Source organism: Terrisporobacter muris (genome assembly GCF_024621905.1).
GTDB classification, from domain to species: Bacteria; Bacillota; Clostridia; order Peptostreptococcales; family Peptostreptococcaceae; genus Terrisporobacter; species Terrisporobacter muris.
This window is the reverse complement of sequence record NZ_JANKBY010000019.1, coordinates 1-25,309: the sequence shown is the minus strand read 5'-3', so window position 1 is coordinate 25,309 and position 25,309 is coordinate 1. Positions and strand designations below refer to the sequence as shown.

General features: G+C 28.1%; 21 protein-coding genes. All 21 read right to left on the bottom strand.

Annotation, left to right across the window (positions count from 1 at the left end):
* Positions 1-462 precede the first annotated feature (462 nt).
* The gene (locus tag NSA58_RS03135; RefSeq protein ID WP_039678072.1) at positions 463-2,061 is read right to left on the bottom strand and encodes a VapE domain-containing protein; all 1,599 of its coding nucleotides are present in this window, start codon (positions 2,059-2,061) and stop codon (positions 463-465) included.
* Between the two features lie 18 nt (positions 2,062-2,079).
* On the bottom strand, positions 2,080-2,280 hold the full coding sequence (locus NSA58_RS03130; RefSeq protein WP_039678073.1) for a helix-turn-helix domain-containing protein: 201 nt from the start codon (positions 2,278-2,280) through the stop codon (positions 2,080-2,082).
* A gap of 370 nt (positions 2,281-2,650) precedes the next feature.
* Entirely contained in the window at positions 2,651-4,003 is a 1,353-nt protein-coding gene (locus tag NSA58_RS03125; RefSeq protein ID WP_039678074.1) for a 6-phospho-alpha-glucosidase, read from the bottom strand.
* A 48-nt stretch (positions 4,004-4,051) separates the two neighbouring features.
* Positions 4,052-5,602: a PTS transporter subunit EIIC gene (locus tag NSA58_RS03120; RefSeq protein WP_039678076.1), complete on the bottom strand. Its 1,551-nt coding sequence runs from the start codon at positions 5,600-5,602 to the stop codon at positions 4,052-4,054.
* Positions 5,603-5,748: 146 nt separating this feature from the next.
* Positions 5,749-6,564: a PRD domain-containing protein gene (locus tag NSA58_RS03115; protein ID WP_039679587.1), complete on the bottom strand. Its 816-nt coding sequence runs from the start codon at positions 6,562-6,564 to the stop codon at positions 5,749-5,751.
* A 22-nt stretch (positions 6,565-6,586) separates the two neighbouring features.
* Positions 6,587-7,069 carry a PTS sugar transporter subunit IIA gene (locus tag NSA58_RS03110; RefSeq protein WP_039679586.1) on the bottom strand — a complete coding sequence of 161 codons (483 nt, stop codon included), beginning with the start codon at positions 7,067-7,069 and terminating at the stop codon, positions 6,587-6,589.
* A gap of 275 nt (positions 7,070-7,344) precedes the next feature.
* Positions 7,345-8,484, bottom strand: coding sequence for a DUF362 domain-containing protein (locus NSA58_RS03105; RefSeq protein ID WP_039679585.1), 1,140 nt, complete (start codon positions 8,482-8,484; stop codon positions 7,345-7,347).
* A gap of 193 nt (positions 8,485-8,677) precedes the next feature.
* Entirely contained in the window at positions 8,678-10,192 is a 1,515-nt protein-coding gene (locus NSA58_RS03100) for a bifunctional metallophosphatase/5'-nucleotidase (RefSeq protein WP_257560063.1), read from the bottom strand.
* Positions 10,193-10,195: 3 nt separating this feature from the next.
* A complete protein-coding gene (locus tag NSA58_RS03095; protein ID WP_039679583.1) occupies positions 10,196-11,455 on the bottom strand; it encodes an ABC transporter substrate-binding protein in 1,260 nt (419 codons plus the stop codon).
* Between the two features lie 16 nt (positions 11,456-11,471).
* Positions 11,472-12,761: an MBL fold metallo-hydrolase gene (locus tag NSA58_RS03090; RefSeq protein ID WP_039679582.1), complete on the bottom strand. Its 1,290-nt coding sequence runs from the start codon at positions 12,759-12,761 to the stop codon at positions 11,472-11,474.
* Positions 12,745-13,563, bottom strand: coding sequence for a carbohydrate ABC transporter permease (locus NSA58_RS03085; protein ID WP_039679581.1), 819 nt, complete (start codon positions 13,561-13,563; stop codon positions 12,745-12,747). Before NSA58_RS03085 ends, NSA58_RS03090 begins: the two co-directional genes overlap by 17 nt.
* 8 nt (positions 13,564-13,571) lie before the next feature.
* The gene (locus NSA58_RS03080) at positions 13,572-14,453 is read right to left on the bottom strand and encodes a carbohydrate ABC transporter permease (protein WP_039679580.1); all 882 of its coding nucleotides are present in this window, start codon (positions 14,451-14,453) and stop codon (positions 13,572-13,574) included.
* Complete coding sequence (locus tag NSA58_RS03075; protein WP_039679579.1) at positions 14,453-15,523, bottom strand: ABC transporter ATP-binding protein; 1,071 nt, start codon at positions 15,521-15,523, stop codon at positions 14,453-14,455. The genes NSA58_RS03080 and NSA58_RS03075 overlap by 1 nt, the downstream gene beginning before the upstream one ends.
* 138 nt (positions 15,524-15,661) lie before the next feature.
* Positions 15,662-17,176 (bottom strand): bifunctional metallophosphatase/5'-nucleotidase, encoded by a 1,515-nt coding sequence (locus NSA58_RS03070; protein WP_039679578.1) that lies wholly within the window; start codon positions 17,174-17,176, stop codon positions 15,662-15,664.
* Between the two features lie 190 nt (positions 17,177-17,366).
* The gene (locus NSA58_RS03065) at positions 17,367-18,635 is read right to left on the bottom strand and encodes an ABC transporter substrate-binding protein (RefSeq protein ID WP_039679577.1); all 1,269 of its coding nucleotides are present in this window, start codon (positions 18,633-18,635) and stop codon (positions 17,367-17,369) included.
* 17 nt (positions 18,636-18,652) lie between these two features.
* Positions 18,653-19,948: an MBL fold metallo-hydrolase gene (locus tag NSA58_RS03060; protein WP_074079961.1), complete on the bottom strand. Its 1,296-nt coding sequence runs from the start codon at positions 19,946-19,948 to the stop codon at positions 18,653-18,655.
* A complete protein-coding gene (locus NSA58_RS03055) occupies positions 19,932-20,750 on the bottom strand; it encodes a carbohydrate ABC transporter permease (protein WP_074079960.1) in 819 nt (272 codons plus the stop codon). The genes NSA58_RS03060 and NSA58_RS03055 overlap by 17 nt, the downstream gene beginning before the upstream one ends.
* An 8-nt stretch (positions 20,751-20,758) precedes the next feature.
* Complete coding sequence (locus NSA58_RS03050) at positions 20,759-21,640, bottom strand: carbohydrate ABC transporter permease (protein WP_039679574.1); 882 nt, start codon at positions 21,638-21,640, stop codon at positions 20,759-20,761.
* A complete protein-coding gene (locus NSA58_RS03045; protein WP_074079959.1) occupies positions 21,640-22,710 on the bottom strand; it encodes an ABC transporter ATP-binding protein in 1,071 nt (356 codons plus the stop codon). Before NSA58_RS03045 ends, NSA58_RS03050 begins: the two co-directional genes overlap by 1 nt.
* Before the next feature lie 375 nt (positions 22,711-23,085).
* The gene (locus NSA58_RS03040; RefSeq protein WP_079764772.1) at positions 23,086-24,477 is read right to left on the bottom strand and encodes a glycosyltransferase family 2 protein; all 1,392 of its coding nucleotides are present in this window, start codon (positions 24,475-24,477) and stop codon (positions 23,086-23,088) included.
* The coding region (locus tag NSA58_RS03035; RefSeq protein ID WP_257560062.1) for a HEAT repeat domain-containing protein at positions 24,474-25,309 on the bottom strand (836 nt) is incomplete at its 5' end. The genes NSA58_RS03040 and NSA58_RS03035, both read right to left, overlap by 4 nt.

Sequence of the window (25,309 nt, the reverse complement as noted above, 5' to 3'; positions counted from 1 at the left end):
ATTAATATTTTTATCCTAATGTATAAATTTTTTTAGTTTATTAGTGCTATATTTTTCATTATATATCTTTAAAAGAAAATATCAATAATTCTTCATAAGGTATGGCTTTTTATGCATAAGTTACACTTTAGACAATGAATAAGTACTTCAAATCCCTCTTTTTCTTATTAAATATTTATCTAGATCATATCTTTATTTTATAATATACACCAGTACAGCATGTACACCAACTTTGCAAAAGTATATATATTCAATAAAATACAACAGTTACATTAGTTTTATTAATTTATGATATACTTGGTGTACTAATACTCCGAACTCCTTGGTATTACACATATTTACTACGGTACATCAAGTTGATTTTTCCTGTACCTATGGTGTTTATATGATGTATTTTTCCAACTTCAAAACACCTATAATCTTCTTACACGAAAAAAGTACATCATTTGATGTACTCGTACACTATTCAAGCATCAGGTTTTCTGGCGGCATAATATATCCTCGCTTATTGCCTTTCTTTTGATATATTGCTCCATAACTTTCTAAAGTTGCCCTTAGCCCCTTTGTTGATTTTATATACAGTTTATTAATTATATCTTTTGAAGACATCCATTTCCACATACCTTTTCCAGCTTCCCAAACAAACAACTTATCAATTTCAATCTCTAATTGACCCATAACTTTAAAATTATTATTACTTCTATTTAACATATTCATTTCACTTTGATTGAGATAAATAGTCTCTACTCCCTTCTCTCTGATATGCATAACCTCTCCCCAAAGCTGATATATATCAATCTTATCAACAAGCTCAAAATCTATTTTCTCCACAGGAATTACCCAATACCTTCGATTCCCACTCTCGTCCTTTAAAAATTCTTCATTATTAACAGTTGCATAAAATGATGTCTTACGCGGATATTTAATAGGTACTAATCCATAAGGTTTTCTAAATTCATCTGTCTGCTCTGTGATAAAAGCTTTTAATTTTGCCAAATTCCTCTTAAATGTTGAATCTAGTTCTCCTAACTCACATACCCAGTATTTTATACATTGATAAACTTTATCTTTATCACTAGGGTCTAGCTCCAATCCTGTCTTCACATACATAGGTACTATCTTTCTTATTAATCTGGTCTTTCCTATTCCCTGCTTGCCCTGCATGGTTAATACACCTTCTGTATTACCTTTCCCATCATTAAATGCTATAGAGGCTGTATTTAGTAACCACTTTCTGATTAAGATTTTTTTCAAATCTTCATCAAAAGAACTATTTGTAATAATAGCATTACATAACATTTGAATATATTTATCATCATTATCATAGGTTTCATAGCAGTATTCTAAAAAGTTTGTAACAGGATTAGTAGGATTGTTATTGGCTATTTTATTTATAAAATTATTTATCATATTTAAATTAAGTGGAAATCCATACTTGTTAGATAGTGAGTGTATGGAAATTAACTGACTTTCAAGTGTACTACCTTCTACTCCAGTAATTTCAATGTCCTTAGCAATTTCATTGTACATTACACTTATATTATTTATTTCTAGTATCTCATTTAAATTCTCCCATATCCTTAGAGGTTTGTTCTTATCATCTGTATATGGAAATTTAATATAGTAGCTTTGTTTATTCTCTCTATCTTTTTTACATTCATGTCTAAATGCTGAATCTAAGTCATGATTTTCTAAAGATTCTTTTATTTTTTCTTCGTAATATTGATTTAAATTTGCTTTATTTACAGTATTAATTTTATTAAAATTACTCTTTGGTAAATTTAACTGTTTGTTTAATATCAAATATGCTTTTTCTAAAGCAGGTATAAATCCTATACCTTCTACCTTTTTTATAAATTCAATTATGTCTCCACTCTCTTCACAGCCAAAACACTTATAAAAAGCTCCCTGACCCTTATCTACAATTTTAAAACTAGGTGTACTATCATTGTGGAAGGGACATTTCATAGTTTTATTTTTTAATTGATTAGGATAATAGTAGTTTATTACTATTTCTAAATCTTGAATACTTCTTATATCATTTATTAATTGTGAATACATAATCTCCCTCCCCTTAATTTATAATAATAAGTATTTTACTTCTAAATCTAGAGCCTGGGCTATTTTATAAATAGTTTCCGCTCTGCTACTACCCATTTGGTTTAGTAATCTTGATATAGTTGATTTAGATATTTGGCTTTCTTTTGATAAACGGCTTATTGAGTATCCTTTTTGTATCATTTGTAATTTTATTAGTTCTATTTTAAGTTTATAATTCATCATTACCTCCTATTTTGTTTTATAAGATAATAATACTAAAAAAGTTTTGTCTATAGTAGTAAAATATGTATACAACATTTGTCTTAAACTTTTGTCTAAGTTTCTTGCACTAAAACTACCATGTTTACATCTTTATACTCATACCACTTGTTGGACCAAATAATATCCCTTTCTATATTTAAAATTTCTACTTCCTTTGTAAGTGTTTACTTGATTTAATGTCAATATACCAGCCTTTGTGAACATGGCATTATCCATGAGGTTTTCTGCATCAAAATATTATTTTCTTATATAAAAAAGTAGTTACCACATTTTTTATGGTAACTACTTTCATAACGACTTATTTTATAACAAATAAATCAAAACAATCTTATCTTAATTCTGGCCAATATCCTTTATTAACTTCTATCATATCATCTAATATTTGTTTAGCAACATTCATACTTGGAACAGTTTTATTTAATGTGAATGCTTGTAGTGCTTTTTCATAGCTATTTTCTATGCAAGCTTCTACAATTAATTTTTCACTGTTAACTTGTTGCATCATTAATCCTTGTTGGAATAGAGGAATTGGATCCATTGCTATAACTTCTGGTCCATTTTTTCCTATGTATGCTGGAACTTCAACCATTGCATCGTATGGCATATTTGGAATAGCTCCACGGTTTTCAGTTATAACTAAGAAACGAGCATGTGTATCATTTTTAATAGCTACTGCTAAATCACTTATCCAATCTCCATGTGATCCAGCGTAGAATGTTTTTTCATCAATTTCTCCAGTTTCTAAGTATTTATTTACACCTTCAAATAAATCTTTTTCACGACTTTCCATAACTTCATTTGCACGAGTACGCTCTGGATTTGCATGTTCAACAGTTTCTTTACTTAAAAGATAGTATGTTAAATAAGTATTTGGTAAATACTCTGGGAAACTTTCTAACATTGTATGAACTGATGACCATACGTGATTCCAGCTACTTACAGCATGACGATTTCCTACGCTTTGAGCTTTCTTTATTCTTTCAATATAAGATTGTGGTAATAGTATTTTATTTTCTTTTATATATTCTTTGATTTCTGCTAATAAATCTCTACCTTTATAATCTATTGATGTAAACCAACCAAAGTGATTTAAACCAAAGTAATCATAACGTATATTATTAACATCTTTAATATTTAAAGATTCAGCTATCATATCTATAATAGCTATTGGCATGTCACATATATTTATAATTCTTGCATTTGGTCTTAACTTACGACACGCCTCTGAAACTATAGCTGCAGGATTAGAATAGTTTAGTATCCAATGATCTTTCTTAGCATACTTTTCTACATCATCAATAACTTTTATCATTGGATTTATTGTACGTAATCCGTATGCCATTCCTCCACAACCACAAGTTTCTTGACCTACACAACCATATTTTAATGGTATTTTTTCATCTTGCTCACGCATTTCATATTTTCCTACACGCATTTGAGCAAATATAAATGTTGCATCTGTATAAGCTTCTTTTTCATCATTAGTTACAGTTAACTTAACATCTGTTTTAACATCTTCTCTTAATATCCACTCAACAACAACAGCTACCTTATCTTGGCGCTCTTTATCAATATCAAATAATCTAATTTCATCAAGATCTAACTCTTTCGCTCTTTGTGCAATTGACTTAACAATACCTGGAGTAAATGTACTCCCCCCACCAACAACTGTAATAATCATAATTTTATTCCTCCTATATAATATTTATCTATAGTTTAATATTTATATCTAGCACGCTTCTAAATAACTTTCCACTGCACGTCTTACATCTGGAACATGAAGTCCAAAAATTATTTGTATATCTTTCCCTTTTCTAACAATTCCACTATTAGGTGTTAAATTAATCATATCTTCATTGATTTTATTTTCATCTTTAACATTAACACGTAATCTCGTTATACAATTTTCCACTGTGTTAATATTTTCTTTTCCACCTAGACCCTCTATTATATTTACAATATCTGTATCAAAATTAATTGTTTTTGCTGGCTCTTTATCTTTGCTAGTTTCTTCATCTTCACGACCTGGCGTTTTAAGATTAAATTTCTTAATTAAGAAACTAAATACTACAAAGTATACAAGTATTTGAACAATACCTAATATAATCATCACTGGCCAATGTGTTTTTTCTACACCTACTGTGACATTCATTATAAGTGATGCTAATAAATTTCCTCCACAAAATGCTGTGACATCAAATATTTTTAATAAAGCTATGAAAAGACCTGCTATTGCTGCATGCACAACAAATAATAACGGTGCAACAAATGCAAACATAAAATCTAAAGGTTCTGTTACTGATGCTAGTATAGCTGTAACTACCAATGGAATAACCGTAGCTTTAACTTTTTTCTTATTATGCTTATATGCAGTATGTATAAAGGCCATTCCTATACCAATATAACCAAACATTTTTGTAAATCCAGTGGCCATGTAGTAAATACTATCTGAAAAACGCTCTACTGGTAAACCTATTTCTGTCATAACTATTGCATAAGCTCCTGCAACAGTATCTGTACCAACTTGAAGTACTCCACCTAAGTCAGAAAATTGGAATGGTGTATAAATTAAGTGGTGAAGACCTGTTGGTACTAATATTCTCTCTAAGAATCCATATAAGAATAAACCAAATGTACCTGTATTTTTTATTACATTTGCAATAGATGCTATTCCTTGTTGAGCTAATGGCCATACCAAGTTGCTCACAACTCCAAATATAATAGAAACAAAGAACATACATATAAAGCTAAAGTTCGCTCCAGAATATATTTGTAACGCTCCTTTAAAACGCTTTTCGCTTGTGCGGTTAAATACATATCCAGTTATACATCCTAAAATAATTCCACCAAATACACTTGTATCAACAATTTGAATACCTAAAATACTAGCTTGTCCAGTTCCAGTTAATCCTAACATGTCACTTCCTGTAGCAAGCTGATCTAGTGATGTTAACATAGTATTTGACGCTGTAAGATACATTATATAACTCATGAATCCTATTAATGCTGCTTTATGCTTCTCTTTTTTCGCTATTGCAGCAGGAATACCAATGGCAAAAATAACTGCAAGATTATTAATAATAACCATCACACAGTTATATATTAATTTTCCAAATATTTGTATTGGTTCCCATTGTAAAAATGGAATCATACCAGTTATCATATCATTTGTAAGTAATACCCCTATTACCATTAATATACCTGCACTTGATAAGTACATTAATGGTTGAACCATTGTTTTTGCGAATACCTCTAATCCTCCAAATATCTTTTCTTTCACTACTATACCTCCTCCTAAAATTAAATATAATTTTTATATTATTGGATTTGTGTATCTGATAAAAAAAAGACCCAAAAAATACATATACACATATATGTCATTTTTCTGGGTCTTGCCTGCATTACCAGTCACAATCCATTTTATTCTTATAAAATTTTTGTTAAATGTAATAATAAATAGACTTTTTCACTTTTATCTAATTTATATTTAAATTCTTTTTCAATATATTTATCTAGTTTTTGTAAATACTCTTCATTTTTATAATTATTTCCTATCAAATAATCATACATTTCTATCATCTTATCATCTTGTAAAGCTTCTTTTTTGAAAATTCTTTGTGCCAGAAACTTTAAATGAGTCATAAAACGTAATGTAGTTAAATTTGATTCATCTAATTCTATTCCATAACACTCTTTTATTAGATCAATACTACCTTTTACAAATTTTAAAGTATCATATGCTAAATTATCGTTTGATTGCATATTAACAAAATGTAGAGCAATATAACCTGCTTCATCTCCAGGCAAGCGGATATGACATATTTCCTGTATAATGTCTAAAGCTTTTAATCCTAATTCAAATTCTTTTGAGTACATCATCTTTATGTCAGAAAGCATTAAGTTAGGTAAAAATATGCCATTCTTTGTTCTCTCAATTGCAAAGCTAATATGCTCAATTAAAGATAATATACCTTTATTGCTAAACTTACCTTCACTCCCTGGAATAAGACCTACAATTTTTTCTGATGCCTCCATAACATCTGAATCAACATTCTTCAACATCTCTAAAAATTTTGTCTGCATATCATCTTGAACATAGTAAATTTTTTCTATCTTTTCTTCACTAACTTTATCACCTGGACGTTTATTAAAACCTATCCCTAATCCGATTAAAATAGCATCTTTTCCATCATGAGTTACTGTTGATAATGCATTATTGTTAAAGATCTTTACTGCTATCATATTAAACTCATTCCTCCCTAAGTTATTTCAAAACTTCAATAACAGTGTCTTGTCCTGCGATTACTTCACCCTCTGCGATACAATTTATATTTGAAAATTCACTATGGTTTAATACAATCATCATAGTTGTACTATCTATTCCTTTAGAAATTATTTTTTCTCTATCAAAACTTATTATTGGGTCTCCTTGCTTCACAATACTTCCTTGAGACACTTCATTTTTAAATCCATCTCCATTTAAACTAACTGTATCTATACCTATATGGACCAATATCTCAACTCCATCATCCGATACAATCCCAAATGCATGCTTTGATTCTGGAAGTACTGTTATTTTACCATTGCAAGGAGCTACTACAATATTGCTATTAGGAATAATTGCTACTCCATCTCCCATTAGTTTTTGTGAAAATGTAGCATCATTAACTTTCTCAATATTAATACTTTTTCCACTTACAGCTGCACAAATTTTATAATTTTTATTTTTCTTAAAAAAACTTAACACAATATTTCCTCCTTATTGATACAAGGATCTCCTTATCAATACAAAAAGGCATGAATCCTTAGAATAAAATAATACTCAAGAACTCATGCCTAATTTAATAGTTACACGTTTTCAATTATAAATACATTATAAAACGTTTTCAATTTTTTTTCAATATTTTTTTCTATTTTTGTATATTTTTGACTACATGTGCCGAATTTCAATTATAGAATTAATATAATTTTTAAAATTGCTTACTTCTATATTGAATCTCTCTCTGTTTAATAATTAGTATTTTATAAAAATTTAAAAATAAGGGGCCTCTTTAAATCTACAGCTTTTTTAGGACATAATTCATGACAACAAAAACATCTTATGCAATTATCTAAATTTATATTAGGACCATTTTCCTTCATATCTATAACCTTAGGAGGACAAACCCTACTACAAACTCCACAGTTTACGCATTTTCTATAATTTATTACTGGTTTACCTGCTAGTTTTTTATTTATAAAAATTTCTAAACTTCTAGGCACTTTCCCTCTTAGGAAACTAATACTTTTATTTGAAGGTATTTTAAAATCTTTAATTACTTTATCTTCAACTTTTTCTCCTAGCACGCAAATATCAGAAAAGTCTTTTTGAATTAAACTTCTTTCAACACATCTCTGTACTGTAGGAACTTTAATTGGTTCTAAATTTATAAGTTTACAGGCAACAACATCTATAGCATAGGGGCTAGAAGATGCTAATAATATACCTATTTTTCTAGGTACTCCTGCCGTTGGTCCTTCTCCTTCCATCCCCACTACACCATCCATTATAGTAAGAGTTGGTGATACAAAATCACATATATCAACTAAGGCTTCTGTAAAGTCCTTAACTTCTGGCATTTTAAAATGATATTCAGCTTTTTTTACCCCAGGAATTACCCCAAATAAATTTTTAACCCCTCCTGTAAAAGTTGCCATTGCATGTGTTTTTAATTTGCAAATATTTATAACATGATCTACTTCCACAATGGGTTTTATCACTGTCATATATTTCAGTATCTTACCCTTTGGATTTTCCACTTTCACCTCTGATATATCATAGTTTAGTTCCATACTAAGTTCTTCACATAATTTTTCTATTCCACAAGTTTTGTACACACCTTTTAGAGATGCTTTTGTATAAGGCCCTCCAGGGCTATCTCCAACTATTACTTTACATCCTAACTCTAAAAGTTGCTCTGCTATTACTTTTAAAATCATAGGGTGAGTAGTTGCCATTTCCTTGGGCAATTTTTTAGCGACAAGGTTCAACTTTATAAACACAGTGCTATTTTTCTTTATGTATTTTTCAATTCCTCCCAAATCATGTAGCAATTTTTCCACTTGTATTTTTACTTCTTCATATTCATAACTATCACAACTTCTTAGTGATACTTCTTTCATTTTTAATCTCCTTTTATAATATAATCCCATTGTTATGCATTAGTTTAATTATAGCATTGTGTAATTTACATATATCTTTATATATTCTAATTATATTTTAAATCATAAAATATTGATTAAAAATTATCTTATTCAAAAATTTATCAACAAAAAAGGACATAATCTAAAGTTATGACCTTTTTTACAAATTATATTAATATTTTATTTTGTAGTTACTTTTCTCTATCACATTAACTTTTTTCTTAGTTTGTATATAATCAATTATCACTTCACTTATATCTAAGTTAATTTCTTTTACAACTTCTGCACCTTCATAACTTGGATATATTGCTGTGTTTGTAGCACGATAATTATTCATTACTATAGTGTAGTATTTCTCTAAATCAATATCTACATTATCTTTTTTTATAGACACAACTCTATTTCCAAATTCTCTATTTAAATCTATCTCATAGGTCATTCCACCAAAAGTATCGTAATTATAATGTTGTACTTTAGGTTTTAAAAATGAAACATTTACTTTTACTTCTCCATTTTCAACTACAAAATAAGTAGCACTCTTTTCCATAGCCTCTTTGATTTTTTTTCCCTTTACTTTAAGAACCTTTAAAGTATTTGGATAAGGATAATTAATTAACACATCTCTAATTGATACAATTTTTTTAAATCCAATTGTACTATCAAATATAGATAGTTCCGAGAAATCAGCTCCTGATTTCTCAAGTTGAACTTGGTGCAAAAAGTTTATAAATGGATGACCTTTAAGTCTTATTTCAAATAAATCATCTACTAATATATCCTTGTCAAATTCACCTATTTCTTGATCTAGATAAACTTGCAATTTACCTTCTTCTTCCTCAAATATATTTAAAAGATTTTTATCTATTTCTATTTTTAAATCCTTAACTTCAACCAATTTATATTCTATTTTTTTACTTTCAGTATCTATTACTATCTTTGTGAAGTTTTGTCCATTATTTAAAGGCTGTGAGCAAATTACATTATTTATTTTTGTTATAAATGATCGATGTTGATGTCCACTTAAAATCATATCTATGGAATCAAACTTCTCTAGAAGTTCACTTCCTTGATTTTCTTTTGTTAGTGCCTCTGTTGGTGTCATATTATCTTCTATACTTTTTTCAAATCCACCATGATAACAAACTATTATGAAATCACAATTTGCTTTTAGCTCTTGCTCATATTTTCCATATGCTTCTACTGGATCATTAAACGTTAAATCTTTTATATTGCACTCTTGCTCCCAATTAGGTATAAAACCAGTTGTTAGCCCCATGCATCCAACTTTAAATCCATTGTAATCAAATATTTTATATGGTTTTGTTTCAAATGCTAAACCTTCTATATTTGCATTTATAACTTTATCACTTACAGGTGCATATGATTTATTTAAATAATCTAAACCATAGTTAAATTCATGGTTACCTAATACATAAATATCATATTTTATATTTTCCATTCCTTCAATAATAGGATTTTTCTTTACAGCATGTTTATATAAATAATGAGTAAGAGCAGAGCCTTGAACTAAGTCACCACAATCTATTTTTAAAGATGCATCATAGTTTACTTCATCTTCTTTTATATAGCTTCCTATTTTTAAAATTCCAAGAGGCTGTTCTTTTACGTAATTTGTAGGGTATACATACCCATGTAAATCACTAGTTTGATAAATAACAAGTCTCATATTCTATTCCCAAATTCCCATTAAAGTTGATTTAAATTCTTCTAATTTTGTTTTAATATCCACATTAGTATTTGCTAATATTGACTCTAGTACTGTATTAGATTCACGGAATGCACTATCCATACCTTTTACAACTGGGTTTGTAAATAAATTCTTAGTTGCATCTGCTAATATAGGTGCTATTAATGTTCCTGAATTTTTATATTCATCTGATTCTATAGCACTTTTTCTAACAGGTATATATCCAGTTGCTTTTGCCCACTCTATTTGATTTTCTTTTGTTGTTAAGAATTGTAGAAGTTTATATGCTGCTGTTTTTTGTTCTGCTGTAGCACTAGAAAATACAAATAAGTCTGTACCTTGTTGCATAACATATTTTGCTGGATATGGTGCAGCACCTATCTCAAATTTATCCCCAACACCTTGTTTAACAAAAGCTTCACCTGCATTTGAACCTACATATAAAGCTATAGTTTCATTTCCAAAAGGACCTGATAAATATTTATCTGTTCCTGCAATTCTAAAATATCCATCCTTTACACCATCTAGATAGTAATTTACAGCTTTTTTAGATGCTTCACTAGTCGGATCTAATTTAGAATCAAATGTTACATCTTCATTTTTTAAATAAGTTGTATAGTAGTTACTTAATGAATCAAATCCACCACCAACAATATTTGCTTTTTCTTTCACTTCTTTAGAAGCTTTAGCAAATTCCTCATATGTTGTTGGAACTGCTATGTTATGCTTATCTAATAAAGTTTTGTTATACCATAAAACTTCTGTTGATTTATTAAATGGCATTCCATAGATTTTACCATCTATTGTAGATGCTTGTCTAAACCCTTCTAATATATCATCATAATTATCAAATTTAAGTGTTTTATTTTCTATATATGGTTTTAAATCTACTACTAAATTTTCATCCATAGCATTTAAAAGCCAGTCTGGATAAGCTTGTGTAATAGTTGGCAAATCTTTTGGACTTGCAGTTGTTGCAGTTATTTTTTGTTGCAAGTCTGGATAGCTAGATTGATTTTGTAGAGTTACTGTAATATTAGAATTTTCTTTTGTAAATTTATCAACTAATTTTTTTAAAGCTGTTTCTTGTTCTCCATTCATAGCATGCCAAAAAGTTATTTCTACAGGATTTTTTAGTTCTGTAACTATTTCTTCAGTAGTTTGCTCAGTTTGTTTTTTATTTGAACATCCTACTAGTAATATTACTGATAGTGCTATTGATACTAAAGTTTTAAATTTCATTACCCTTGTGCCTCCTTTAAATAGTCTGTTTTTTCTTAGGTAATAATCTTTCTCCATGCTCATTATAAAGCTTCTCTGGTTTATATGAGTGGATTGGTACTAATAACTTAGGTTTAATTAAGTTTATTATCTTTATCAAATCCTTAGGATGAGCATGTCCACTACATGATGCTATTACAAATTCAATATTTTTTTCTTTGAATCTTTCAACAAACGGTTCATAACTAGGGTCAAAAGGTCCTAATGGTGTTGCATTAGAGTGGATATATACTCCATTCTGTTTTAACTTATCAAATTGATTAAGAGCAAGTATATCTAATTGCCACATATATTTACTCTCGTCTTCTAAAAGATCTTCAAATTTAATTTCGTATTTAGGATTTAATCCATAGTCCTTATCATCTAGTTTGTAGTAATAAGATTCATATCCACTAGCTTCTTTTAGCACATATGAATAATATGCATCCAAAACAACCTTTCTTGAATTTGTTTTTATTATATTTAAGATTCTTTCTATATTTGAAATATAATAATTAAAAGTTATCTGTTTATTAGTGTTGCTATTTACTACTTCATTTATTCTTTTTATTAATTCATTTTCATTACATATTTCATCATCTTCATCTTCAAAATCTTTAAATGAAACTGTAACTCCTTCAATTAAAAGCACATCACAGTTTTCACTTTCTTTACAAAACTGAAGTGTATCTTTTTCTCTATATCCATGTAACCTTATATCTCCTGTATAAGAAATTACTAAATCTGGTGTCTTTATTAATAGTCCACAAGCACCATATGCATCATGATCCACAGGCATTACTTTTACTTTAATTTTGCCTACTTCTATTTCTTCATTTTCTTTTACTCCTATCATATGACGAGTGTTATTGTCTTTCTTTTTATCAAAAGGAAATAAAAAATCATTATTTATATTTAAAGTATTGAGCAAAGATTTTGTTCCTTCTAATGTATATAAAGGTATCTCAGGATTTAAATAATTAATAATTTTTGAATGATCTAGATGCATATGAGATAAAAATACTGCTGTATTTTTAAACTTTTCTTCTCTTGATTCATATCCTTTTAATAAAATTTCTGGGTCAAATATATTGTCTATATATGGAACTAACTTTTCATCTAATAGTTCTTGCAAGTTTGATGGCTGAAACTCAGCACTTGGATTGTATTCACTCCCAAAATCAAAAAATATATGACTGTCTTCATATACTATTTCTATAATAGTTCCACCAATAGTTAATATTCCATTGTGAAATGTTATTTTTGTTTTTTTATCCTTTAATACCACTGCTAGCAACTCCTTTAATTATTTCTTTTCTAAATATTAAATATATGATTAGTATTGGTACGATGGCTATTGTTGATGCTGCCATTTGTAGTTGCACGTTGGTTCCACTTTCTGTTGCAAATGCACTAAGTCCATTACTAAGTAGTCTCATCTCTTTGCTATTAGTAACTAATATTGGCCATAAAAATGAATTCCATCCACCTATAAAACTTAGTATTCCCATAGTAAATAATGATGGTTTTATTAATGGAACTAGTATTCTTGTGATAAATTCCAAATCACCACATCCATCTACTTTTGCTGCCTTATAATAAGATATTGGAATACTAGATATATATCCTCTTAAGTAGAATATATAAAATACACTTGCAAGAGATGGTACTATTAAAGCTGTATAAGTGTCTAATAGTCCCATTTGTGCTATAGTCTGATAATTAGTAAATACTGTAACTTCATAAGGAATCATTAATAAAGTAACCATTACTGCTGATAATATATTTTTAAATCTAAACTCTAATTTAACTAAGGCAAAGGCCGCTAAAACAGAAGTCACTAAAGTTCCTAGTGTCGATAATCCTGACACAAAAATTGTATTGAAGAAGTATCTAACAAAAGGAGCTTGCTTCATTGCTTCTGAGAAGTTTTGCCAATTAAGAGACTTTGGAATAAGCGTTGGTGGTATACTAGTGGCCTCTTGAAAAGTCATTAAGCTCGATAAAATCATATATACAAATGGAAATAATGTTATTACAGCCATTATAAAAATAAATACTTTTGCTAACGCCGAATTAAATTGTTTCATATTCTCACCTACTTAGATAATTTTTTCATTACATAATTTTGTATTAAGGTAAATAGCAATATAAGCAAGAATAATATAACTGCTGCAGCCATTCCTTGACCATAACGATATTCCACATAGAATTTATTAAAAATATAAAATACTGCTGTAGTAGCACTATCTGCTATACCTGCTTTTCCATTGAATATGGCAAATACCTGAGAATATACCTTAAATGCATTTATAAAGTTAACCATTAATAAAAATGTAAGTATAGGTATCATCTGAGGTAGTGTTATTCTAAAAAACTGTTCTGACTTAGTAGCTCCAAACATATCAGCAACTTTATAGTAATTTTTATCAACATTTCTTAGTCCAGAAAGAAGTATTATTATGTTGAATGCCAAACCTTGCCAAATACCAAAAATAATTAGTGTTAACATGCTCATTTTAGGATCATCTAGAAAGTTAATTGGCCCTACATTTATAAAGCCTAATATATAGTTCACAAAACCATAATCTTTGTTTAATAAGAACCTAAATACTATACCTACAGCTATAATACTTGTTAAGTAAGGTATAAAGAATATGGTTTCAAAAATATCTTTGTATTTAATTTTTTCAATTATTGTAAGAGCTATTGCCATGGCGATAATTACACCAACTGGTACAACAATAAATGAGTATAGTGTAGTATTAATTATTGCCTTATGAAATTTGGGGTCTGCTAATACAACTTGATAATTTTTTATACCATTGAAGACTAAATTATTTAAAGTTCCCTTTTCAAAAGAAATAATAAAAGTCTTAATCAGTGGATACACGTGAAATATGACTATTATAATTAAAGCTGGCAATAAATATAACCATGCTTGTGGTGCATTCTCAGCACTATACTTCATCTTTTTCATTAGTAAACCCTCTTTCCATCTTCTTGAAATATATAAATACTGTCATAGTCTATATCAAATCCAACTTCATCTCCTTCTTTCACATGCTCACAAATGTCTGTAATTGATTTTGAATTTTTGTTATTAATCTTAAAATTTAAAATGCAGTCTTTTCCTATTAACTCTACAGATTCTACTTTTGTTTTAAATAGTGGATTTTTACTTAACATAAAATATTCTGCTCGTATACCTACTACATATTTTTCTTCAGTAAATTCTTGTTTTATTCTATCTTTCTTAAGTAAATTAGTATCAATAGAAAAATCCTCTCCAACTAAAACATTCCCTTCTTTATTCATCTCAAAAATATTTATAATTGGATTCCCCATAAATTTTGCCACAAATAAATTTGCTGGCTCTAAATATAGATTCTGAGGTATATCAAATTGTTGGACTACACCTTGGTTCATCAATACGATTCTATCGCTTATAGATAAAGCCTCCTCTTGATCATGAGTTACAAAAATAGTAGTAATTCCTATTTCCTTTACTAATCGTCTAATTTCTTCTCTGATTTTTAGTCTAAGTCTAGCATCTAGGTTACTTAAAGGCTCATCAAGAAGTAAAATCTTAGGACTTTGAACTAAGGCTCTTGTAATGGCAACACGCTGTTGTTGACCTCCAGACATTTCTCCTGGCTTTTTATTGGCCAATTCTTCTATACTAGTTATTTTCATGTATTCCTGAGCTATTTTCATGGCTTCTTCTTTTGACTTTTTTTTCTTTCCCACTGTTAAGGGAAACATGACATTTTCCAAAACTGTCATGTGAGGATATAAGGCATAATTTTGAAATACCAAACCTATATTACGGTCTTTAGGGTGCTTATTTATAACTGATTCATTATTAAATCTAATATCACCACTAGTAGGATCTAATAATCCTGATAATAAATTTAGTATTGTAGTTTTTCCACATCCACTAGGACCCAATAAACAAACTAATTCACCCTCATTTATTTCAAGATTTATACTTTTTAATGCTTCATATCCATTATCATAAACTTTTTTCAATTCTTTAATATGTATCATGTTTTTCACCTCTCATAAAGATATTATTTCTTGAAGTGGTGAAACTTATTATAAAAAATAAAAATTACTATTAAATCAAAAGAGCAACTACTTTAGATAGCTCTCTATAGCTAAAGTAGTTGCTCTTTTATTTTGTTTCTAATATTTAATTTTATAGTTACTTTCATCTATAACATTAACTTTTTTCTTATTTTGAATATAATTTATTATAACTTCACTTATGTCTAAATTAATTTCTCCTACAGTTTCTGCACCTTCATAGCTTGGATATATCGCCGTATTTGTAGCACGATAATTATTCATTACTACTGTATAGTATTTTTCTAAATCAATGTCCACATTATCTTTTTTCATAGAAACTATTCTATCACCAAATTCTCTATTTAAATCTACTTCATAAGTCATTCCACCAAAAGTATCATAGTTATAGTGTTGAACTTTAGGCTCTAAGAAAGAAATATTTACTCCTACTTCATCATTTTCTACAACAAAGTAAGTTGCACTTTTTTCCATTGCTTCTTTTATTTTTTCACCTTTTACTTTTAGTACTTTTAAAGTATTTGGATAAGGATAATTTACTAATACATCTCTAATAGATACAACCTTTTTGAATCCTATTGTACTATCAAACATAGATAGGGCAGAGAAATCAGCTTGTCCAGCATCAAGATGAACTTCATGTAAGAAGTTTACAAATGGATGACCTTTAAGTCTTGCTTCAAATAAATCTTCCACTAATATATCTTTTTCAAATTCGCCTATTTCTTGATCTAAATAAACTTGTAGTTTACTTTCCACATTTTCAAATATACTTTGTAAGTTTTCATCGATTTTCACATCTAAATCTTTAACTTCTACTAGTTCATATTCTACTTCTTTAGTTTCTGTATCTAGTACTATCTTTGTAAAGTTTTGACCATTATTTAATGGTTGAGAACAAAGCACTCCATTTATTTTAGTTATAAATGATCTATGCTGATGTCCACTTAAAACCATATCTATTGAATCAAACTTTTCTAAAAGTTCACTTCCTTGATTTTCCTTTGTTAAAGCTTCTGTTGGAGTAGTATTATCCTCTAAACTTTTTTCAAATCCACCATGATAACAAACTATTATAAAATCACATTGATTTTTTAACTCTTTTTCATATTTTGCGTACATTTCCACAGGATTATTAAATTTTAATCCTTTTATATTACATTCTTGCTCCCAGTTAGGAATAAATGATGTTGTAAATCCTATGCATCCAACTTTAAATCCATCTAAGTCAAATATTTTATAAGGCTTTGTTTCAAATTGTAATCCTTCTATATTTGCATTTATTACTTTATTACTTATAGGTGAATATGATTTATTAAGATAATCTAAACCATAGTTAAACTCATGATTCCCTAATACATAAGCATCATAGTTTATATTTTCTAGCCCTTCAATAATTGGATTAGTCTTCATATCATGTTTTGATAAATAGTGTGTCATTGCTGAACCTTGTACTAAATCTCCACAATCTATTTTTAAAGATTTATCATAATTTAACTCATCCTTTTTTATAAAGCTTCCTATTTTTAAAATTCCTAAAGGTTGTTCTTTTACATAGTTTGTAGGATATACATATCCATGTAAATCACTTGTTTGATAAATAACTAGTTTCATATTTTTCTCCTTTTTATAAAAAATTCGCTTTGATTATATCTCCACAACTTGTTCCGCTATACTTTAAGTAGCTGGAATTTGCAATTTATATATAAACTAAATAAATTATAAATTCCAACTATATAAAATAAAGAAGATGTCTTAAAATTTAAGACATCCCCTTGTAAAATTACATCTAACTTAAAAATACTTATTCGTATATTCCTGTTAAAGTATTTTTATATGCTTCTAATTTAGATTTAACATCTGATTTAACATCTGATAATATATCTTCCATTACAACTTTTGATTCATTGTAAGCACTATCAACACCTGCAGCAACTTCGTTTATGAATAAGTTTTTAGATGTTGCTTCTTTTAATACAGATGCTACTAAACTTCCTGAGTTTTTGTATTCATCTGATTCTATAGCACTCTTAGTAGCTGGTATATATCCAGTTTCAATTCCCCAAGTTATTTGGTTTTCTGTTGCAGATAAGAACTTTAAGTATTCAAATGCAGCTGTTTTTTGTTCAGCTGAAGCATTATTGAATACATATAAATCAGTTCCTTGTTGCATAGCTGATTCAGCTGGATAAGCAGCAACACCTACTTCAAACTTATCACCTACACCTTGCTTAACAAATGATTCACCAGCATTTGATCCTACATACATACCAAGTGTTTCATTAGCAAATGGTCCTGATAAGTACATATCTGTACCAGCTATTCTGAAGTAACCTTCTTTTATTCCCTCTAAGTAGTAGTTAGCAGCTTCAACTGATTCTTTACCAGTTACATCTGTATCTTTATTGAAATCTACACCTTTATTTTTTAAGTAAGTAGTGTAGAAGTTGTTTAATGAGTCAAATCCAGCACCAACTATACCTTTTTTCTCAGTTATAGTTTTTGATACTTCTGCAAATTCTTCAAAAGTAGTCGGAACTTTTAATCCTAATTCTTCAAATAATGTTTTATTATACCATATAACTTCTGTTGATTTATTGAAAGGCATTCCATATATTTTACCATCTATTTCACTAGCTGTTCTGAATCCTTCTAATATATCTTCATAATTTTTATCACCTATAGTTTCATTTTCTATGTAAGGTTTTAAGTCAACAAGTAAATCATCTTGCATTGCATTTATCATCCAGTGAGGATATGCTTGAGTTAATGTTGGTAAGTCCTTTGGACTTGCAGTTGTTGCAGTTATTTTTTGTTGTAACTCTGGGTAACTTGATTGATTTTGTAAAGTTACTGTTATGTTTTTATTTTCTTCCATGAACTTGTCAGTTAGTTTTTGTAGAGTTTTTTCTAAATCTCCGTTCATTGCATGCCAGAATGTTATTTCAACTGGCTCTTTAATTTCTGTTACAATCTCTTCAGATGAAGCATCTTTACTGTTGCCACATCCAGTCATTAGTCCAGTCGTCAGGACTGCTGCTAATGCTAATGATGCAAATTTCTTGAATTTCATTATTAAATCCTCCAAAATTATATAGTTTGTTTCTTTTCTGGTAATAGTACATCGCCAGACTTATTGTAAAGTCTTTCTGGATGATATGAGTGAATTGGAACTAATAGTTTAGGCTTAATTAAGTCTATTATTTCAATCAAATCAAATGGATGAGCATGTCCAGTACATGACGCTAATTTAAATTCGATATTGTTATCTTCGAATCTTTTTATAAATGGTACATACGCTGGATCAAAATCTCCAAGTGGTGTTGCATTTGAATGAACATAAATTCCACCCTCTTTTAATCTATCAAATTGTTCAATGGCAAGTGTATCTAATTGCCAGAAATAGCTACTTTCATCTTGTAGAAGTGTTTCAAACTCTACTTCGAAATCTTTATCTAGTCCATAATCTTTATCATCTAATTGATAATAGTGTGATTGATATCCTGTTGCGTGTTTTAATACATAAGAATAATATGCATCTAATACTACAGTTCTTGGATTAGTTTTTATTATATTCAATATTCTTTCTATATTAGATATATAGTAGTTAAATGTTATTTGTTTATTAGGATTTTCTTTTACAATATTATTTATTTTTTCTATTAATGCCATCTCATTATCATCTGCTGGCACACGTGCATCTTCATTTAACTCTTGGAAAGAAACTGTAACACCTTCTATTAATAAAACATCACAATTTTCACTTTCTTTACAGAAGTTTAAAGTTGCATCTTTTCTATATCCATGAAGTCTTATATCCCCTGTATAAGATATAACTAAATCTGGAGTTTCTATTAATAATCCACTTGCACCATATGCATCATGGTCAACTGGCATTACTTTTACTTTTATATCTCCAACTTTAATTATTTCATTTTCTTTGACACCATTTATGTCTCTAACATTAGACTCTCCTCCGTTATGAAGTGGGAATAAAAAATCATTATTTATGTTTAAAGTATTTAATAAAGATTTTGTTCCTTCTAACATATATAGAGGTACTGCAGGATTTAAATAGTTAACTATTTTTGAGTGATCTAAATGAACATGTGATAAAAATACTGCTGTATTTTTAAATTTATCTTCTTTAGATTCATATCCCTTTAAAGGTATACTTGGATCAAACATATTATCTAAGTATGGAACAAGATTCATATCTAATAAATCTTGTAAATCTTTTGGTTGTTTTGGATCTGATGGATTATACTCACTACCAAAATCGAAGAATATATGACTATCTTCATATGCTATTTCTATAATTGTTCCCCCAATAGTTAATATCCCATTGTGGAATGTTATTTTTGTCTTTTTATCCTTTAATGCCACTCTTTACAACTCCTCTTATAATTTGTTTTCTAAATATTAAGTATAAAATTAATATAGGCACTATAGCTATTGTTGAAGCGGCCATTTGTAAGTGTACATTTGTACCACTTTCTGTAGCAAAAGCACTAAGTCCATTACTTAATAATCTCATTTCTTTACTATTCGTCACAAGTATAGGCCATAAGAATGAGTTCCATCCGTTTATGAAACTTAATATACCCATTGTAAATAATGACGGTTTAGCAAGAGGTATTAATATTCTTCTTATAAATTCTAAATCTCCACATCCATCAACTTTTGCCGCTTTGTAGTATGAAAGAGGTATAGATGTAAGATAATTTTTTAAATAGAATATATAGAATATACTTGCTAATGATGGAAGTATTAAGGCTGTATAAGTATCTAATAATCCCATATTTGCTATTGTTTGATAGTTAGTAAATACAGTTACTTCATATGGTACCATTAGAAGTGCTGCCATTCCCATTACTAATAAGTCTTTATATTTAAACTCTAATTTAACTAACGCAAAGCTGGCTAATACTGAAGTTATTAATGTTCCTACTGTTGATAATCCAGCAACTATTATAGTATTAAAGAAATATCTAACAAAAGGTGCCTGCTCCATTGCCAATTTAAAGTTTTCCCACTTAAACTCTTTTGGTATAAGTGTTGGTGGTATACTTGTTACCTCTTGGAATGACATTAAACTTGATAATATCATATATATAAAAGGAAACAGTGTTATTAAGGCCATTATGCCTATAAATGTTTTTGATATAAATAAATTAACCTTTTTCATTTTTTCACCTACTTAGATATTCTTTTTAAAACATAGTTTTGAATTAAGGTAAATAATAATATTAATGCAAATAATATTACTGCTGCAGCCATACCTTGACCATAGCGGTATTCAACATAGAATTTGTTGAAAATATAAAATACTCCTGTAGTTGCACTGTTTGCTATTCCTGCTTTCCCATTAAATATAGAGAATACTTGTGCATATACTTTGAAGGCATTAATAAAGTTCACCATTAATAAAAATGTTATTGTTGGTATCATTTGTGGTAGAGTTATTTTTATAAATTGTTCAAACTTTGAAGCTCCAAACATGTCTGCTACTTTATAATAATTTTCATCCACAGTTCTAAGTCCTGAAAGTAATATAATTATATTAAAAGCAAGACCTGACCAAATACCAAATATAATTAAAGTCGTCATACTCATACTCGGATCATCTAAGAAGTTTATTGGTCCCACATTTATAAGACCTAATAAGTAGTTTATAAAACCATATTCTCCATTGAATAAAAATCTGAATACTATACCTATCGCTATTACACTTGTTAAATATGGTATAAAGAATATTGTCTCAAATAAACTTTTATGTTTAATTTTTTCAAATATAGTTATTGCTATAAACATCGATATTATAAGGCCTATAGGCACTACTACAAATGAGAATAAGGCCGTATTTCCTATTGCATCGTGGAATTTAGGATCTTGTAATACTACTGAGAAGTTTCTAAATCCATTAAACTCCAAATTATTTAATGTACCTTTTTGCATAGACATTATAAATGTTTTAATTAATGGTAAAACATTAAATATTCCTATTATTATTAAAGCTGGTAAAAGAAATAACCATGCTTGTGGTGAATTCTCCGCTCTATATTTTAACTTTTTCATTAATACACTCTAACTCCATTCTCTTGGAATAAATAAATTCCGTTGTAATCTATATCAAATCCTACTTCATCATTTTCTCTGATATTTTGATTTACATCAGTGATAGATTTTGCATGTACTCCGTTTACATTGAAGTTTACTATACAATCTTTTCCTATTAATTCAACTGTTTCTATTTTAGCTTCGAATAAAGGTTTTTCACTTGTTACGAAGTATTCCGGTCTTATACCAACTATGTATTTACCTTCTGTTAATTCAGCTTTAAATCTGTCTTTATTTAATAGATTTAAATCTATAGAGAAGTTTTCTCCTTTTAACATATTTCCTTCTTTTTCAAATTCAAATATGTTTATGATTGGATTCCCCATGAATTTTGCAACAAATAAGTTTGCTGGTTCTAAATATAAATTTTGTGGTATATCAAACTGTTGAACTATACCTTCATTCATAAGAACTATTCTATCACTTATTGATAAAGCTTCTTCTTGGTCATGAGTTACAAATATAGTTGTTATTCCTATCTCTTTAACTAATCTTCTTATTTCTTCTCTTATTTTTAATCTAAGTCTTGCATCTAAGTTACTTAGAGGTTCGTCTAGTAATAATATTTTAGGATTTTGAACTAAAGCTCTAGTTATTGCAACCCTTTGTTGCTGTCCACCAGACATATTTCCTGGTTTTTTATCTGCTAATTCTTCTATACTAGTAATTTTCATATATTTTTTAGCAATTTCCATAGCTTCAGCTTTAGGCATTTTCTTCTTTCCTACTGTTAACGGGAACATAACATTTTCTAATACTGTCATATGAGGATATAAAGCATAATTTTGGAATACTAATCCTATATTTCTATCTTTAGGATGTTTATCTATTACAGACTCATTATCAAATTTTATATCTCCACTTGTAGGATCTAATAACCCTGCTAAAAGATTTAGTATTGTTGTTTTACCACATCCACTTGGACCTAGTAAACATACTAACTCTCCCTCGTTCATTTCTAGATTAATACTTTTTAAAGCCTCGTGACCATTGTCATAAACTTTTCTTAGTTTTTCAATTTGTATCATTTTGCACCTCTAATGAATTTTTTTCTTTTTTGATGTTTAAAGTCGAAATATAGATATATTTTATAACTTTAACATTATAGTATATCATATTTATTGTCTTTTTTGCATTTATTTCTTTTTAAGTATATAATAATTAGCCATAATATACAACATATTTTGTATAATTATTAAATTTTAACAATTTCCGACATTTACTTACTAAATATGTTGATATAACTAATATATAATTTTTTTTATATATGATACACTAATATGTTTAACCAACTTTTAACATTTCTTCATTATATAAAATACTTTTTAATTATTAATCAAACAAAAAATGTGCATATATAACTTTTAATTATATAAACACATCTTTATTATTTATATTATATTTTAAGCTGCATTCTTATTTCGTTTTATAGTTCCCCATTTATTTTTATATTTCTTATATCCTATAAATGCAGATATTCTATATATGCTTAATAACTGTCTATATCCAATTGATTCAAATAGAGATATCAATATTAATTTTAAAACTACCTTAGCATTTATATTTTCCCTAAATGCATATACTTCTAGCATTATAGATGTCAGTGATATTACAAATCCATATAAGAGTACTATAGAACAATATAGTAATAAAAATTCTAAATTTATTATATTTAACAAGTATGATAAAATTATTATAATCATACCAAATAGCTCTATTATAGGTGTAACCATTTCAAATAATATATAATATAACTTCGCTAAAAACCATTTTCTATTTATAAGCATACTCTTATGAGTTGACATACTTTGAATTAATCCAATCTGCCATCTTCTTCTTTGTGTTTTAAGCCCCTTTAAGCTATCTGGCGCTTGAGTATAGCAGTTTGCATCTGATGCAAATGATATATAGTACTCTTCTTTGTTTTCTAAAAAATACTTATGAATCCTCATAACTAATTCCATATCTTCTCCAACAGTATTGCTTTTGTATCCACCTATATCAACTACTATCTTTTTGTTAAAAGCTCCAAATGCACCTGATATTATTAGATTCATATTTAATATGTCCCAAGTCATTCTATTTGCTAAAAACGCTCTTAAATATTCAATAACTTGAAACGAAACTATTAATTTTTTAGGCGTATCTATATCAATTACTAATCCATCTTTAATAGTTATATTATTTGATATTTTTATATTACCGCCTACTGCCACTGTTTTTCTATTCTTCATAAATGGTGTTATTATTCTTTTTATGGATTGCTTTTCTAAAATGGAATCTGCATCTATTGCAACAAATATTGGGTATTTAGAATAATTAATTCCAACATTTAAAGCATCTGCCTTCCCTCCATTTTCTTTATCTATTAATGTTATTGCCCTGTCTTTATATATACCTTTATATACATTTAGCACTTCTTTCGTTTCTATACTCTTTCTCATAGGCTTGTATATTTTTTTCAAGTTATACTTATCTATTATTACATTTACTGAGTTATCATCTGATCCATCACTTATTACAATAATCTCATATTCACTGTATTCACTACATAATAGAGAATCAATTGTATCGCATATTGTAACTTCTTCATTATAAGATGGCACTAATAATGATACAGGAGTATAGTCTATTGTATTATCAAAACCAAATACCTCACTTATACTTTTTTCTTTTATTGTTTTGCTAAACTCTATTGCTGCAGATATAATGAATACAAAGAATATAGCACATAAAATACTCATATATACTAATGCTATATTGTCCATTATAAAAATTATCGTATCTAAAATCATATCATATTCACCACGCATTCCTCTTTTATATCTATCGAGTACTCATTAATATTCTCTTCAGAAAAGACACTCATTATGGAATCTGATGCATATCTATCATTACCATTTATTATTGATTTCAAATCATCTTTTTCATTAACTAAACTGTACAAACTATTTGCTGAATTTTGTCTTACATACCATACCTCATCTTTAACCGATTCTTGTAATGCTATTATTACATCTTTGTATCTATATTGTTTAAGTGCATTGGCGCTTATTGCCCTTATCTCCCAGTTTTCATCTTGAAGCAGTTCAATTAAAATATCTTTACACTTATAAAAATCTATTTTTGAGAAGTATTTTATACAAGCTATCTTAACTTCTTTATCTGTTTCTTTATTTTTTAATAAGTGGTATATACTATATTGAGGCTCATCATATCTTGTATTTATAAAGTGAGTTATTATCACTTTAATTAATTCAATATTTCCATTATCAAGTTCTTTTTTTAATTCAATATTTAAACTTTTATCTTTTTTATAAAATGTATATAGGACATCTATAAGTACTTTTTCATGTATTAAACTATGAGAGCCTATAATCTCTTTTAATGCTTTTATAAAATAAACTTTATTTCCTAGTTTCGATAAAGTTTTTAATATATTAATTTGAATATACACAGAATTAGTATCTATATTATTGGTTAAATAAGAATAACAGTTTTGTATACTCAATTCACCTATAAGATATATATTGTAAGCTTTTTCAAATTCATCATTTTGTTTTTTATTAAAAACTAAATTTATAAGATTAGCTTCCTTTATAAATTCCACTAATTCTTCTTTAGATC

Bases quoted from the DNA above. Each gene is read 5' to 3' on its own strand.
- NSA58_RS03135 (WP_039678072.1), bottom strand. From the start codon at position 2,061: ATGTATTCACAATTAATAAATGATATAAGAAGTATTCAAGATTTAGAA.
- NSA58_RS03130 (WP_039678073.1), bottom strand. From the start codon at position 2,280: ATGAATTATAAACTTAAAATAGAACTAATAAAATTACAAATGATACAA.
- NSA58_RS03125 (WP_039678074.1), bottom strand. From the start codon at position 4,003: ATGATTATTACAGTTGTTGGTGGGGGGAGTACATTTACTCCAGGTATT.
- NSA58_RS03115 (WP_039679587.1), bottom strand. From the start codon at position 6,564: ATGATAGCAGTAAAGATCTTTAACAATAATGCATTATCAACAGTAACT.
- NSA58_RS03105 (WP_039679585.1), bottom strand. From the start codon at position 8,484: ATGAAAGAAGTATCACTAAGAAGTTGTGATAGTTATGAATATGAAGAA.
- NSA58_RS03100 (WP_257560063.1), bottom strand. From the start codon at position 10,192: ATGAGACTTGTTATTTATCAAACTAGTGATTTACATGGGTATGTATAC.
- NSA58_RS03095 (WP_039679583.1), bottom strand. From the start codon at position 11,455: ATGAAATTTAAAACTTTAGTATCAATAGCACTATCAGTAATATTACTA.
- NSA58_RS03085 (WP_039679581.1), bottom strand. From the start codon at position 13,563: ATGAAACAATTTAATTCGGCGTTAGCAAAAGTATTTATTTTTATAATG.
- NSA58_RS03080 (WP_039679580.1), bottom strand. From the start codon at position 14,453: ATGAAAAAGATGAAGTATAGTGCTGAGAATGCACCACAAGCATGGTTA.
- NSA58_RS03075 (WP_039679579.1), bottom strand. From the start codon at position 15,523: ATGATACATATTAAAGAATTGAAAAAAGTTTATGATAATGGATATGAA.
- NSA58_RS03070 (WP_039679578.1), bottom strand. From the start codon at position 17,176: ATGAAACTAGTTATTTATCAAACAAGTGATTTACATGGATATGTATAT.
- NSA58_RS03065 (WP_039679577.1), bottom strand. From the start codon at position 18,635: ATGAAATTCAAGAAATTTGCATCATTAGCATTAGCAGCAGTCCTGACG.
- NSA58_RS03055 (WP_074079960.1), bottom strand. From the start codon at position 20,750: ATGAAAAAGGTTAATTTATTTATATCAAAAACATTTATAGGCATAATG.
- NSA58_RS03050 (WP_039679574.1), bottom strand. From the start codon at position 21,640: ATGAAAAAGTTAAAATATAGAGCGGAGAATTCACCACAAGCATGGTTA.
- NSA58_RS03045 (WP_074079959.1), bottom strand. From the start codon at position 22,710: ATGATACAAATTGAAAAACTAAGAAAAGTTTATGACAATGGTCACGAG.
- NSA58_RS03040 (WP_079764772.1), bottom strand. From the start codon at position 24,477: ATGATTTTAGATACGATAATTTTTATAATGGACAATATAGCATTAGTA.